The organism is Pseudochelatococcus contaminans (genome assembly GCF_014195635.1).
GTDB classification, from domain to species: Bacteria; Pseudomonadota; Alphaproteobacteria; order Rhizobiales; family Beijerinckiaceae; genus Pseudochelatococcus; species Pseudochelatococcus contaminans.
The window spans coordinates 102,060-116,631 of the sequence record NZ_JACICC010000001.1 but is presented as its reverse complement, the minus strand read 5'-3'; the positions used below and the strand labels follow the sequence as shown (position 1 = coordinate 116,631).

The 14,572-nt window shown below is 64.0% G+C and carries 12 protein-coding genes; 9 read left to right on the top strand and 3 right to left on the bottom strand.

Going from position 1 to position 14,572, the window contains the following annotated elements:
* The first annotated feature begins 64 nt into the window (after nt 1–64).
* The 6 genes from FHS81_RS00560 (at nt 65) to FHS81_RS00535 (ending at nt 6,101) form a co-directional block, all read left to right on the top strand.
* Nucleotides 65–1,216: an ABC transporter substrate-binding protein gene (locus tag FHS81_RS00560; RefSeq protein WP_183750102.1), complete on the top strand. Its 1,152-nt coding sequence runs from the start codon at nt 65–67 to the stop codon at nt 1,214–1,216.
* Between the two features lie 182 nt (nt 1,217–1,398).
* The gene (locus tag FHS81_RS00555; RefSeq protein ID WP_183750101.1) at nt 1,399–2,145 is read left to right on the top strand and encodes an ABC transporter ATP-binding protein; all 747 of its coding nucleotides are present in this window, start codon (nt 1,399–1,401) and stop codon (nt 2,143–2,145) included.
* Nucleotides 2,135–2,863, top strand: a complete 729-nt coding sequence (locus FHS81_RS00550; protein ID WP_183750100.1) for an ABC transporter ATP-binding protein — start codon at nt 2,135–2,137, stop codon at nt 2,861–2,863. The genes FHS81_RS00555 and FHS81_RS00550 overlap by 11 nt, the downstream gene beginning before the upstream one ends.
* Before the next feature lie 15 nt (nt 2,864–2,878).
* Nucleotides 2,879–3,748: a branched-chain amino acid ABC transporter permease gene (locus tag FHS81_RS00545; RefSeq protein ID WP_183750099.1), complete on the top strand. Its 870-nt coding sequence runs from the start codon at nt 2,879–2,881 to the stop codon at nt 3,746–3,748.
* Nucleotides 3,749–3,803: 55 nt separating this feature from the next.
* The gene (locus FHS81_RS00540) at nt 3,804–4,784 is read left to right on the top strand and encodes a branched-chain amino acid ABC transporter permease (protein ID WP_183750098.1); all 981 of its coding nucleotides are present in this window, start codon (nt 3,804–3,806) and stop codon (nt 4,782–4,784) included.
* Nucleotides 4,785–4,790: 6 nt separating this feature from the next.
* Complete coding sequence (locus FHS81_RS00535) at nt 4,791–6,101, top strand: ArgE/DapE family deacylase (RefSeq protein ID WP_183750097.1); 1,311 nt, start codon at nt 4,791–4,793, stop codon at nt 6,099–6,101.
* A gap of 92 nt (nt 6,102–6,193) precedes the next feature.
* Here FHS81_RS00535 and FHS81_RS00530 read toward each other — a convergent pair whose 3' ends face one another.
* Nucleotides 6,194–7,138, bottom strand: a complete 945-nt coding sequence (locus FHS81_RS00530) for a DMT family transporter (protein WP_183750096.1) — start codon at nt 7,136–7,138, stop codon at nt 6,194–6,196.
* A gap of 696 nt (nt 7,139–7,834) precedes the next feature.
* Between FHS81_RS00530 and ypfJ the strand changes: the two genes are divergently transcribed.
* The gene (ypfJ, locus tag FHS81_RS00525; RefSeq protein ID WP_183750095.1) at nt 7,835–8,740 is read left to right on the top strand and encodes a KPN_02809 family neutral zinc metallopeptidase; all 906 of its coding nucleotides are present in this window, start codon (nt 7,835–7,837) and stop codon (nt 8,738–8,740) included.
* Between the two features lie 96 nt (nt 8,741–8,836).
* Here ypfJ and FHS81_RS00520 read toward each other — a convergent pair whose 3' ends face one another.
* Together FHS81_RS00520 and FHS81_RS00515 are read right to left on the bottom strand one after the other, a co-directional pair.
* Entirely contained in the window at nt 8,837–10,042 is a 1,206-nt protein-coding gene (locus FHS81_RS00520) for an FAD-dependent monooxygenase (RefSeq protein ID WP_183750094.1), read from the bottom strand.
* Between the two features lie 154 nt (nt 10,043–10,196).
* A complete protein-coding gene (locus FHS81_RS00515) occupies nt 10,197–10,463 on the bottom strand; it encodes a zinc-finger domain-containing protein (RefSeq protein WP_183750714.1) in 267 nt (88 codons plus the stop codon).
* Nucleotides 10,464–11,074: 611 nt separating this feature from the next.
* On the opposite strand from FHS81_RS00515, the gene cydD reads away from it, so the two are divergent.
* Entirely contained in the window at nt 11,075–12,826 is a 1,752-nt protein-coding gene (gene cydD / locus FHS81_RS00510) for a thiol reductant ABC exporter subunit CydD (RefSeq protein ID WP_183750713.1), read from the top strand.
* Nucleotides 12,823–14,535, top strand: a complete 1,713-nt coding sequence (locus tag FHS81_RS00505; RefSeq protein ID WP_183750093.1) for an amino acid ABC transporter ATP-binding/permease protein — start codon at nt 12,823–12,825, stop codon at nt 14,533–14,535. The genes cydD and FHS81_RS00505 overlap by 4 nt, the downstream gene beginning before the upstream one ends.
* The last annotated feature ends 37 nt before the right edge of the window (nt 14,536–14,572 follow it).

The following is a 14,572-nucleotide window of genomic DNA, read 5'->3' as shown; positions in this document are numbered from 1 at the left end:
GGGTTACGCATCCAAACGATCAGCCAGGCGACAAGACCTGGCGTTCAACCAGACGGGAACCAAAATGACCAGAAACCTTTATGCCGCCCTTCTGGGCGCGACCATCCTATGTTCGCCCGCAGCTTTTGCGGCGGAAGTGAAAATCGGCGTCGTCGGCCCCCTTACCGGGCCGGCCGCCACCTCCGGCATCGCGATGCGCGACGCTTATCAATTCGTCGCCGATGAAGTGAATGCAGCCGGCGGCATTGACCTCAACGGCGAAAAAACCACCCTGAAGCTGATTTTCGAAGACAGCGCCTCGCGCCCAGAGATCGGCGTCTCGGCGGCGCAGAAGCTGCTGACGCGCGACAACGTCGATCTGCTGGTCGGCGACACTTTCGCCTCCTCGGTGACGATCGCGCTGATGGATGTCGCGGCGTCCTACGGCAAGTTCGTGATGAGCGGCCAGCCGGTTTCGTCTGAGATCGCGCGCAAGGTGGAAAGCGATCCCAAGCGTTTCGCCAACTTCTGGAAGGCGAGCTGGAACTCCGACGCCTATGCCAAGGCCGTGTTCGAGGCGGTCGAGGGTCTGACGGCGGCAGGCAAGTTCTCGCCGGAAGGCAAGAAGATCGCCTTCGTCTTCGAGGATACGGACTATGGCAAGTCCAACACCGAATTCGCGGTGCCGCTGTTCAAGGAGGCGGGCTGGAGCGAAGTTGGACATGAAGCCGTGCCGCTGGGGCACTCCGATTTCTACCCGCAGTTGTCGAAGCTGCGCGGAGCCAAGCCGGATGTGCTGGTCTCCATCTTCACCTCGGTCAATTCGGGTGTCGCGCTGACGCGGCAGATCAAGGAAACCGGGCTCGATTCCCTGCACGTCGCTATCTATTACCCGCTGCGGCCGGAGTTTCATCAGGGTGTAGGCGCGGATTCCGAAAAGATGCTCTGGACGCCGATGCTCTACGATCCGGTCAACAACGAGAAGCACAAGGCGCTGTTCGATCTGATGGAGTCGAAGGGCGTTGCCGCCACGGGCGATCATGCGCAGGGCTATTGCCAGTTCGCGATGCTGGTGGACAACCTCAAGCGCGCCGGCACCTACGAGCCAGCGAAGCTGTCGGAAGCGTTCGCGCAGACCGACTTCGATTGCTACACGGGCCGCTTTGTCTACGACACCGCGAACCACACGCCGAAGATCGGCCCGGAGTTCCTGCCCGTTGCGGTGGCTCAGGTGTAGGATGGCGTGAGCAAGGCCGTGTGGCCGTCCACGTCCGCCACGGCGGAATTCAAGTGACCGTCTGACCTGTCCGGCCGGGAGAGCGAACGGCTTTTCCGGCCCCCTGTCCTGTCAAAGGCAGCAGTCCCGAACCAGCTTCGGGTCGTGCAGACACTTGTCCAACTCTCACCGGAGTCTGACGCATGGCGAATGTGGCAAGCGCGCCGCTCCTCCAGGTTGATGCCATCACGATGATCTTTGGTGGCATCGTGGCCATCGACAATCTCTCCCTCGATGTCAAACAGGGCCAGATTCTCGCCCTGATGGGGCCTAACGGCGCCGGAAAGACCACCACCTTTCACGTCATCGCCGGGGTTCATAAACCCACCCTGGGATGCATCCTGTTTCAGGGGCAGGATATCACCGCGCTGCGGCCCGATGCCCGATGCCGGGCGGGCGTGGCGCGCACCTTCCAGATCACGCAGCCGTTCGAGCAGCTTTCGGTGGCCGAAAACATCATGGTCGGGGCGCGGCCCTATCATTCCTCCATGGCGGAACTGCGGAAGGCATCCGAGGCCTATGCCCACAAGGTCGGCCTTGGCGACAAGCTGAACACGCTGGCCAAGGGCCTGTCCACCGGCCAACGCAAGCGGCTGGAGCTGGCCCGCGCGATGGCGACGCGGCCAAAGCTGCTGCTGATGGACGAGGTGACCGGCGGCGTGGACATGAAGTCGATCCCCGGCCTGATCGATCTCGTCAAAACCCTGCGGGCAGACGGGCTGACCATCGTTCTCATCGAACACAACATGCGGGTCATCAACGAGCTGGCGGACGAAGCCGTCTTCATGAATCGCGGCGCCCGCATGGTTTCGGGAACCCCGCATGAGGTGGCGACGAATCCGGCAGTGGTGGAACTCTATCTCGGGGAGAGCGCAGACCATGGCCACTGACAGCGCAAAGCCCATGCTCGACGTGCAGAACGTCAACGTCATCTACGGCAACTATCAGGTGCTGTGGGATGTCTCGATGCAGGCGCATGCGGGGCAGGTAATGGCCGTGCTCGGCCCCAACGGCTCCGGCAAATCGACGATCCTCAAGGCTATCATGGGCCTGACGCCCGTCCGCTCGGGCAAGGTGTTCCTGAACGGCGAGGACATCACCAACCGCCCGGCGCACGAGATGGTGGCGCGCGGCATGTCCATGGTGCTGGAACGCCGGCGGCTGTTCACGGGCATGACGGTGTATGAGAACGTCATGCTGGGCGCCTACCACCACAGCGTCCAGAAATACGCCAAGGATCGGCTGGAATGGGTGGAAAGCCTGTTCCCGATCATCGCCGAACGCCGTGACCAGATCGCGGGGAAGATGTCCGGCGGCGAACAGCAGATGGTCGCCATCGCGCGGGCGCTGATGTCCAAGCCCCAGCTTCTGCTGATGGACGAGCCCTATCTGGGCCTGACGCCCAGGATCGTGCAGCAGATCGCCGACATCATCCGCAAGGTGAATGCCGAGGGCATCGCCGTGATCTTCAACGAACAAAACGTCAAGCTCTCCTTCGGCATCTCAAGCCACGGCTATCTGCTGGAAAGCGGCCGGGTGATGCTCAGCGGCACCGGGGACGAGATGATGAATTCCGACGTGATCCGCCGCGTCTACCTCGGCGAATGAGAAGGGACGCAGACCATGAACCTTGCCATCTTTCTTGAGCAGATACTCAATGGCCTGATCACCGGATCGATGTACGCGCTGATCGGATCGGGTATCGCGCTCGTCTACGGCACTATGAAGGTGCTGAACCTCGCCCACGGCGAACTTTACATGCTGGGCGGCTATTTCACCTTCTTCCTCACGGTGCAGTTCGGCCTGCCGCCGTATATCTCCATTCCATTGGCGGTGGCGATTGCTTTCGCTCTCGGCATGCTGATCGAGAAGCTGACGATCGAATACCTGATTGTCCGGGAAAACTGGGCCTTCACCACCATCGCGGCGACACTCGGCCTGTCCATCGTCCTGCAGAACGCCGCCCTGCTGATCTTCGGCGAGCGCTTCAACACGGTGCCCTATTACGTGCAGGGTGTGATGGCCATCGGCGATATTCGCCTGCCATGGCAACGCGTGCTGATTTTCGTTGTGGCGCTGGCGGTCATCGGGCTGTTCACCTGGCTGCTCAAATATACGCGCCTTGGCTGGTCGATCCGCGCCACCGCGCAGGATAGGGACGCGGCGCAGGTCGTCGGCATCCCGGTGCGGCGGGTTTACATGATCTGCTTCGGCCTTGCGGCAGCGCTCGGCGCGCTGGCGGCGGCCATGCTGGCGCCGATCAACGCCATCAGTCCGTGGGCCGGCATACCCGTGCTGCTCAAGGGGTTCGTGGTGGTGGTTCTGGGCGGGCTCGGCTCCTTCCCCGGCGCCATTGCCGCCGGGCTTTTGCTCGGCGTCGTCGAGGCGATCGGCGTGCAGCTCACCTCATCCGAATGGCGCGACGTGATTTCCTTCACGCTGATGATCGCCGTCATCTGGTGGCGCCCGTGGGGCCTGTTCGGGAAGAAATGATCATGCAACTGACCACTTTCTTCCGCCCCGAACCGCTTGTCAAAGGAGGCCGCTGATGTTCAAGCCTTATACACTTCAGTCGCGGCTGTGTATCGCGGGCGCTCTCGTCCTGATGCTGGCGCTGCCGCTGATTACGTCCGATCCCTACATCATGCACGTCATGGTGCTGGTGATGATCTTCGGCATTTTTGCCTCGGCGTGGAACCTGGTGACCGGCTTTGCCGGGCTCAAGACCTTCGGCCACCACGCTTTCTTCGGTCTGGGGGCTTATGGCTCGGCGCTGCTGTCGATGAATCTGGCCATCAGTCCGTGGATCACGCTGTGGCTGGGCGGGCTGATCGCCGCCGGCGCCGGCTTTTTCATCGGCACGCCGATCCTGCGGATCCGCTCGATGGCGCATGTCGCCATCGTAACCCTCGGTTTTGCCGAGATCGTGCGCATCTGCATCGCCAATTTCTCCTCGGTCACCCGGGGTGAGATGGGCCTGTGGGGCATTCCCCAGTTCGAAGGCTTTACCCTGCCTTTCGCCGGGCCGATAACCTTCAGCCCGGCGGACAAGGTATCGTTCTATTACCTGTCGCTCGTCCTGTTGCTGCTGATGCTCGGTGTCATCGTCTGTCTCATGCGCTCGAAGACGGGCCTTGCGATGCTGGCCATGCGCGACGGCGAGGACGCCGCCGAGAGCCTTGGCGTGAACCTGACGCGGATGAAGCTGATGGTCTTTGGCCTGTCGGCGTTCATCGTCGGCATCGCAGGAGCATTCTACGCCCATTACCTGTCCATTCTGACCCCGGCCTCGGTGGTGGGGCTGGATCTGATGATCTCGATCATCGCCATGGTGCTGGTCGGGGGCCTCGGCACGTTCACCGGCCCGCTCGTGGGCGCGCTGGTTCTGACCGTTCTCATCGAGGCAATGCGCGATCTCGAAAGCTACCGCATGCTCGGCTACGGCCTTCTTATCGTTCTGATTGTCATGTACCTCCCCAAGGGTCTCGTGACCCTGCGGGAGCGCTGCTTCCCCCGTCCGCAGGAGTGACCCACCATGAAGTTTGATGCAACGATACGGCAACGGATAATCGATGCGGTCGATGCCGGGTTCGACGACCAGCTTGCCTTCACCGCAGACATGGTGCGCTTCGACTCCACGCGCGGCAACGAGGCAGCCATGCAGCAGTTCATGGCCGATGCGTTGCGGGCGCGGGGATATGCGGTCGATCACTGGAAGATCGAGGTCGACGATATCAAGGATCTGCGCGGATTTGCGCCGGTCGAGTTCGTCGACTACGCACAGGCTTTCAATGTCGTCGGTACGCTCACTCCGAAAGAGGTCAAGGGGCGCTCGCTGATCATCAACGGCCACGTCGATGTGGTGCCCCCTTGCGACACCGATCGCTGGACCACGCCGCCATTCCAACCGCGCATCGCGGAGGGGCGGATGTATGGCCGAGGGGCTGGGGATATGAAGTCCGGCCTTGCCGCCGCCATCTACGCCATCGAGGCGCTGAAGGCGGTGGGCCTTGCACCCGCCGCGCCGATCTTCCTGCAATCGGTGGTCGAGGAAGAATGCACCGGTAACGGCGCGCTGGCATGCATCCAGCGTGGTTACAAGGCTGACGGTGCGCTGGTGCCCGAGCCATTCGGGGCGTCGATCATGCGTGCCGAAGTGGGATTGATGTGGCTATGCCTCGACATCGAGGGCGATCCCCAGCATGCTTCGGCGGCGTTCCAGAACGTTGGCGCCAACGCGCTGGAAAAGGCCATTCACATCTGGCCGTTCATCAAGCGGCTTGAGGACGAATGGAATGCCCGAAAGGTGAACCATCCGGTTTACAAGGATCACCCGCATCCCGTGCGGGTGAATCTCGGCAAGCTGGCGGGTGGGGATTGGGTGTCGTCCGTGCCGGCAAAAGCGCGGATGGAAATTCGGCTCGGCGTGCTGGAAGGCGAGGATCTGGCCGCTATCCGGCAGGAGATCCGCGACCGCGTGGCCGAGGCATGCGCTGCCGATCCCTACCTGGCGAATCATCCGCCCAAGATCACCTTCCACGGCTTCATGGCGGACGGTTACGTGCTGGAGCCGGGGTCGGACATCGAAGCCGCGATGGGCCGCGCGCACGAAACCGTCTTTGGTGAGCCGGTAACGAGTTCCATCAGCTCCGCCGTAACCGACGCGCGCTATTTCGGCCTTTACCAGAATACGCCGTCCATCGTTTACGGCGCGACCTGCGGCCTGCCGCACGGGATTGACGAATACGTCGACCTTGAAAGCCTGAAACAGGTCACGCGCACCTACGCCCTGTTCATCGCCGAGTGGTGCGGGTTGGAGCCGATCCAGAACGCCGGCGCATCGTGATGATACCAGCGGGACGATAGCCGGGACACAATGGAAGACCAAAGCCGGGCGGTTCCTCAGGAGCCGCCCGGTTTTGTTTGCCAATCACATCATCATGCTTTTCCGGATTGCGCGCTGGCAGACGCGCTCACCCGCGATCTTGTCGAGGGCGGCATCATCACGGAGCCTGCGGCCGCGGTCATCAGCACCAGTCCGGCAAAGTCGCTCATTGTGGGCTGCTCGCCGAGCAGCAGGATCGAGCTGATGACCCCGATTGCGGGAACCATAAGCGTCGAAAGGCTGAGCACGCCGGCAGGAAGCCGCGCCAGCAGATTATACCAGATGAGATAGGCCAGCGCCTGCGAGAAGACGATGTGATAGCCAAGCGCAATCCATGTCCGTTCCTGAAGGTTGAACCAGTCGATCCCATCCCGCAGGACGTGCGGCTCAAACACCACCATGCCGATTGCCGCGACCAGTGCTCCCGCTCCAAGCTGCCACGCCACAGCCGTCATGGGCGGGGTCGAGACGGGAAAACGCTTGATGACAATGGTTCCCAAAGCCCATGCCATTCCCGCAAGCAAAGCCAGCAGCAGCCCGTAGGAAAAAGTCCCGCTGACGATCAGCGGCCAGCCAAGACATATCAATCCCGCAATGCCGAAGACGAGCGCGAGCTTGCGGCGTCCGTCCAGCCGCTCCCCCAGAAAGATGCGGGCGAAGATCACCGTCCAGACGGGCATGGTAAACGTGACGATGACGGCGCGGGAGGTCGGCGCCGTCAACTGGGCAAAGGCGAGCAGCAGATTGAAGGCGGTAATGGTCAACGCTCCGCCTGCCAGAACCGGCAGCACGTCGCGGCGCATCAGGGTAAGTCTCTGGCCACGCAGACACACGATGGCGAACAGGAACAGACAGCCGGCCCCCATACCCAACGCACGAAGCGTCCACGGCGGAAGCTCGAACAGGGCGGTGCGCACCGCCGGCCAGTTCAACCCCCAACAAAGCGCAAGCACGAGAATTGCGAACTGGTCTCGTCCGCGCCGGGGCACCACAGCCATGTCATAACCCTCTGGAATTCTTATTTTTACAAGAGGTTACGTGTTTTATGGCATGGGTCAAGGGAAATTACCGGCTGCACTTCGGTATTTGGCTGGCGCGCATGCTCCGCCGCGAAGTCGCCGGGTGTCGGGCTGGTATTTGGACAGAAATAGAATGGTACGGATGAGAGGTGAAACCTCGAACCGCACCCGCAAGCATGGTGGTGTGGCGGCCGCTTGCAAACAAAAATGGTGCCGAGTGTCGGAATCGAACCAACGACCTACCGCTTACCGTCCCACTTCGGCTTTCGCCGCCGTGTGCGTTCGTGGGCTGGACTATCCCTTCGCCATAGCCTGCAGCGTTACATCTGCGTTGGCCTTAGGCGTCACCCGTCTAGTCTCTACACCTTCCCCGCGGAGCGGGGCTTGGCTCGGGATTGGCATGGCCATCGGCAGGCGACGGCTTTAGCTTTCCCCGAATTTGGGCGATTCTACTCCCGGGATTTCTCCCGAGGCACTCGTTATGTTCAAGGCGGTTGCTCTACCAGCTGAGCTAACCCGGCAATCCGCGACCTTGTGCCACGACTGGCGCGGGCGCGTCAAGCCTTGCGTCTTCTCCAACGCGAGATGCACACGGGAACAAATATCGCCTCGCCTTGTTGCCCACGGCATTATAAATAAATCATTCTGCCGATGTCTGGCGGCGGGGAGGATTGCATGCGTTGGGGTGATTTTCGTCGGTCTGGCAATATCGAAGACAGGCGCGGTGGGGGTGGCGGTGGCTTCCGCTTGCCGGGCGGCGGCGGCGGCGGTCGCGGCGGCCTTGGAATCGGCGCGCTCGTGATTCTCGGTCTTGTCGGCTGGGCGCTGGGCATCGATCCGCGCGTCCTGATCGGCGGTGCGGAGATGCTGAGCAACTCCGGCTATGTCACACAGGATAATAGCGGCCAGCAGGGAGCGACAGGCACGCCCGACGATCAGGACGGGCAGTTCGTCGCCGCCGTGTTGGGCAACACCGAGGACGTGTGGAACAAGGTTCTGCCGGAACAGACGGGCAAGGACTATCGCGAGCCGGGGCTGGTGATGTACACCGGCGGCACGCGCTCCGGCTGCGGCGCGGCCCAGTCGGCCATGGGGCCGTTCTACTGCCCGCTTGACCAGAAGGTTTATCTGGACGTCGCTTTCTTCAACGAGATGCGCACGCGCTTTCGTGCCGGCGGCGATTTTGCTTATGCATACGTCATCGCCCACGAGGTCGGGCATCACGTGCAATACCTGCTCGGCATCCTGCCGCGCGTCCAGCAGGCGCAGCAGCAGGCATCATCAAAGGCCGAGGCGAATCGGTTGTCCGTCCGCACCGAGTTGATGGCCGATTGCCTTGCCGGCGTGTGGGCTTATCACAGCAACACCGGCTGGAACGCGCTCGAACCGGGAGATATCGAGGAAGCGCTGAACGCCGCGTCCGCCATCGGCGACGACCGACTGCAGGAAGCGTCACAGGGCAGGGTGGTGCCTGATTCCTTCACGCACGGCACGTCGGACCAGCGCATGCGCTGGTTCACGCGCGGCTTCCAGTCCGGCAAGGTCAGCGCCTGCGATGCCTTTGCCGCCCAGCAGATATAATGACAGACGCCATCGGGATGGCCTGTTAAAGGGCCGTTTGCGTTGATGGCAGGCAATATAAAGCCCACATTCTGATTTGCACGGAACGTGGGCTTTTTAATCTGGCTTCCAGCCATAGAGCCAGTCATAGCGGGCGAGGAACTGCTCGCCCTTCCAGCGGCCCAGCACGGCATTGCGAACGAACGCCGGGATGCCGGAGAAGTGGAACGAGCGGCTGTTGGAACGGGACTGCTCCATCACCTGCCGGGCACGCGGATGACGCGCCGCTTCATAAGCAGCCAGCGCGGCCGGTGTATCGCCCTGATGCGCGGCCAGCGCCCTGACCAGCACGGCGGCATCCTCGATGGCGAGCGCACCGCCCTGCGCCATGAAGGGAAGCACCGGATGCGCGGCGTCCCCCAGCAGTGTGGCGTGGCGCAAACTCCACCGTGTGGCCGGCAGCGCGTCGTGCAACGACCACAACCGCCAGCTTTCAGCGGCTCGCAGCAGGGTGCGAAGGTCGGCGAGATCGTCGCCGCGAAGGGTAGCCAACAGCGCTTCGAAACGGTCGCGCTCCATCGGAAGCCCCCAGCCTTCTACGGGAAGGCGGGCCGGCACGATGACAACGATGTTCCAGTTCTCTCCGCCGGAAACCGGATAGCTGACGATATGCGCCTGCGAGCCCAGCCATAGCGTCGATTGCTTTTCGGCAAGGCTCGGGGGCACCGATTGTGCCGGAACCACACACCGCCACGCCTCGAAATTGCGGAACCGGGGCGGTTCGGCATTGCCGATGGCGGATCGCAATTTCGAGCGCACGCCATCCGCGCCGACGAGAAGCGGCGCGTGCAGGATCTGCTCGGTATCGCCGGCGGATCTATATGTGATCTCGGCATGATCCACGCCGTCGCGAACGCCGACAACATCGCGACCGACCAGCAGTTGCACATTCGGTTCTGATCGAACCGCGTCGAGCAGGACGCCATGCAAGTCCGCCCGCAGAATCACCCAGTAGGGAGCGCCGTACCTGTCTCGCGCTGTGCGGCCAAGCGGCATGCCGCCCAGGGTCTTGCCATTTTTGAGGCTGCGGACGACCAGTTGTTCCGGCTCCACCGCGCGGCGTGCGAGCGCAGGCCCCAAACCGATATCGATGAGGCAGCGGCTGGCGTTCGGCGACAACTGAATGCCCGCGCCGGCTTCCACCAGCGCGGTGCGCTTTTCAAGTACGGTGACCGATATGCCCCTGCGTGCCAGCATCAGCGCAATTGTCAGTCCGCCGATGCCCGCGCCGGCGACGACGACAGATTCGGATGAGTGGCTCATCAATGGTCTCGATTGGAGGATAACGGACGGAAATGGTCCGCTCTACACGGGTTAGGCCCGCAGATCCGCGTTCACAGACCGGCGTCCGGGGCGGCTTGCGCCGCGGGCATCGGTCTGTTCGCAGTCAAAACAGGGGCGAAAGCGCTGTGATGCCTCAGGCGGCGGAGGCGGGCGCTTCTGCCGGCTGGTCATGCCACACGCATTCCACCGGCTTGGCAGTACCCTCGGCAAGCGCGGGATCGAATCGGTAGAGAGTGGAGCAATAGCTGCACACGACTTCCGAATCGTGGCCCATGTCGATGTAGATGTGGGGGTGGTCGAAGGGCGGCAGCGCGCCGATGCACATGAATTCGCGCGAACCGACATGAACGACGCGCACGCCGGGCGTGTTGTGGAAGTGCGGAATGATGCTTGCGGCCATCTGTGTATCCTTCGCCGGAATGCGTTCTGCCATCGCGCCGCCCGGTGTCGCTGCCGGTGCGGTGATGCGCTTTTGCTGCTGTGTGACGGCGGGGATTGGCCTGCTGACAGGCCGCTCCCGAACCACCGCGCACGCACCATAATCGTTTGTGCTTTCGCCGCCAACCGCCGTGTGACGTTTCGCCACCCTCACGGCGCGCAATGTGTAATTCAGAATAAGTGAAAATAAAATATAATCGGAACGCGGATCGGATTCGATTGATTGTCGACCTATCCGATTGATATAGTGGTGCTTTTCGAGGCGCCAGTGCTCATTTTGCCAGCTGCTCCGGGGGGTCTCTGTCCAGTTGATTGTCCCCAGCAGATCGCAAAATTGGAGCTATATCAAAGAAAATCTGCGCGCGATCTGCTCCAAATCCCGCGGATTATATTCGGTTATGCGGCCCCGTTCCGAGGCCGCCGGGGAGCACGGATAAGGCAGGCATGAGGGCACTGGCGACAGGTGGAGCGGGAGTGGCAAGCCCGGCAGCAAACGGCGCGACATCGGCGCTGCGGGCTGCCAGGGGCGAGACCGCGCGCGTCCCCACGCCGGTCCATGCCGGCGCAACGCATATGGACACCGTACCTCCCGGAAACAACCCCACCTTGGAAACCTCCGAATCGTCCGGCGAGGCTCCCGGGAAACCCGAACGGCCCGAAAACCGCAAGCCCCGGCCCTCTTCAGTGGGGGCGATGGTGCAGGCGCTGGCGGCGCTGTTCTGGATTCCGCAGGCTGCATGTCTTGCATGGTCGGTTGGGGCGCTCGCCAATGGCGCGGGCTTGCAGGCGGTAGTGCCGCTCGCCCTTGGCGCGCTGGCGTTCGGGCTGGTGCGCGCGGGCCTCGATGCATGGGGAACCCGGCTGTCGTTCCGCAGCGCGCGCGCAGAGGTATCGCGCTTGCGTGATTCGGCGGCGCGGGCGCTGGCGCTGCGCTCTCCGCTCGACCGCGAGCGTCCGGCGTCGGGCGAGGCGGCCAGCGTGGTTGCCGAGCAGGCCGATGCGGTGCTGCCTTATCTGTCGCGTTATCTGCCGGTGCAGCGCAAGGTGGTGCTTGTGCCGCTCGTCATTCTGGCTGCCGTGCTGCCGTTTTCGTGGCTCTCGGCGCTGATCCTGCTGATCGCCGCGCCGCTCATTCCAATGTTCATGGCGCTGATCGGCCTCAAGGCGAAAGAGGCCAGCGAAGCGCAGATGCTGGAAATCGGCGGCATGAACGCCTTCCTGCTCGACCGCCTGCGCGGTCTGGCCACGATCCGCGCGCTTGATGCCGTAGACGCCACCGCGACACGCCTGCGCGACTCGGCGGAGCGGCTGCGCACCCGCACGATGGCCGTGCTGCGCATTGCCTTCCTGTCATCGGCGGTGCTGGAGCTGTTTTCGGCGCTGGGCGTGGCATTGGTGGCCGTCTATATCGGCTTTCACCTGCTTGGCCCGCTGCCGTGGGGCGCTTGGGGTGGCAAGCTGACGCTGGCGGAAGGGCTGTTCATCCTGCTGCTGGCTCCTGCCTTCTTCGAGCCGCTGCGCGAGCTGGCAGTCGTCTGGCATGACCGGGCCTCAGGCGTTGCGGCGCTGGAGTCTCTTGACCGGCTTGCGCGTCCCGGCAGGTTGATGTTGCCCGGCGCTTCCAATGCCAACGACGCTTCCAATGCGGATGATGTTGACGGCGTATCGCATCACGCACCTTCCGTCACGGTCGACGGGCTTGCTTTCGGCTATGACGAGGGCGCGCGGCAGCTCGATGATCTGTCGATACACGTTGCAGCGGGTGAAAAGGTTGCCCTGGCGGGCGCAAGCGGCAGCGGCAAGTCGAGCCTGCTGGCGCTGATCGCCGGTCTGGTTGCGGCGGATTCGGGCACGATTTCCATCGGCGGCGTACCGCTTACCGACGAAACGGCCACTGCCTTGCGGGCTCGCATGGCATGGATCGGGCAGAAGCCGCACCTCTTTTCCGGCAGCGTGACAACGAATGTGGCGCTTGGCCGCCCCGGCGTTGGGCGGGGTGAGGTCAATGCTGCCATCGCGCAGGTTGCGCTGGCCGATGTCGTCGGCAGGCGGCGTCCCGGCGTGCCGGTCGGCGAGGGCGGCGACGGTTTGTCCGGCGGCGAGGCGCTGCGGTTGGCGCTCGCACGGGCGGCCGCCGATCCACACGCCGACATTATTCTCGCTGACGAACCCACCGCCCATCTCGATCCCGAAACAGCCGCGGATGTGCGTGCCGGCCTGCTGCGCATCGCGCAAGGCAAGACGCTGATCGTCGCCACGCACGATCCCCTGCTCATGGCCGACATGGACAGGGTGGTCGCCATATCCGGGGGGAGGACGGCATGAAGCTGCGTGGCTTGCGTCATCTGCGCCCTGTGCTGAGCGTGTTCGTCGAGGCGGACGGCGGTCACCGCCGCGCCATGATGCTCGCCGGCGTCCTGCTGGCGGCGACGACTGTGCTGGCCGGTGTGGCGCTGCTCGGGCTGTCGGGCTGGTTCATTTCCGCGACGGCCATCGCGGGCCTGTCGACGGCAACGGCCTTGATGTTCGACGTTTTCGCACCCGGCGCGGGCATCCGCCTGCTGGCTCTGATCCGCACGGCGGCGCGCTATGGCGAACGCATCACCACTCATGATGCGACGCTTTCGGTGCTGGCTTCGCTGCGGGAGAGGCTGTTTCGCGGTTTCGCGGCGGCGGGTGAGGCACGCCGCCTTCGGGGCCGGCCCGCGCTGCTGCTGTTCCGGCTCACGGGGGATGTGGATGCGCTCGACTCGCTTTACCTGCGGGTGATCGTGCCGCTTGGCGCGGCCATCGTCACGGCGTTGCTGGCGGGGCTGGCTGTCGGTTTGGCTTATGCCTGGGCCGGTGTCGTTCTCGTCATCGTGTTGCTGCTGGCCGGCATCGGCATTCCGCTTGCGCTCTCGCACGCCAGCGAAAAATCGGCGCGCCGCCGTTCGCATGCGATGGAAGCGCTGCGGGCGCGCACGGTGGATCTGTCCGCCGGGCACACGGAACTCGCCATGGCCGGACGTGTTGCGGCGCAGATCGCCCACGTCCATGGGGCCGAGCGGCGGCTTGCCGCTGCCGATGACAAATTGAACCGGCTGGACACGGCTGCCGGGGCGGCTTTCGGCGTGACCTCGGCGATCATTCTGGCCGGGATGCTGCTGATCGTCGCCGTGCTGGTGGAGGCCGAGGTTATCGGCGCGCCGGTCGCGGCTTTCATGCTGCTGGTGGCGTTCGCCGCGCTTGAGCCTTTCGGGGCGTTGCGGCGCGGCGCTCTGGAACTTGGCCGCACGATGCTCTCCGCCCGGCGGCTCGGGGGCAGGCTCGCGACGCCCCCCGCGCCGGCTCCGCGCGCGCGGCCAAGCGCCGGTGTGTCAGTGGCGCTCGATGATGTCGTCGCCGGTCACGACGGGGCCGACCGTCCCGTGCTGGACGGCGTTTCGCTCCATGTCGGCGAGCGGGAAACGGTTGCCGTCATAGGGGCGAGCGGGGCGGGCAAGTCCACCCTGCTTGCGGTGATTGCCGGAGAAATCGTTCCGCAGTCAGGCCGTGTCGCGGTCTTGCCGCATGCCCTGCTGACACAGCGCACGGAGCTGTTTCACGACAGCGTGCGTGAAAATCTTCGCCTTGCGGCGCCCGCGGCCGACGATGCCACCCTGTGGGGCGCGCTGGCCGTCGCAGGTCTGGCGGACGACATCGCCGCGTTGCCGCAGGGGCTGGATGCACCGCTGGGCGAGGGGGGCATCGGCCTCTCGGGGGGGCAGTCGCGGCGGCTGGCGCTGGCGCGGCTTGTGTTGCGCCCGTCGCCCTTGTGGCTGGTGGACGAGGCCAGCGAGGGGCTGGACGCGGCAACCGCCCGGGATGTGATGGCCCGGCTGCACCACACTGCGCGCGAGACGGGGCGCAGCCTCGTCATCGCCACGCATCTACGCCGCGAAGCGGAAGCGGCGGATCGGATCATCGTCGTTGAACACGGACGCATCGTCGCGCAGGCGCGGCGCGACGACCCGTCGTTCGAGACGTGGCTCGGGCGGTTGCGCCCGGATTGATTTTTTGGCCCGCCTTTTCGGGCGGACGCAGAGGAGG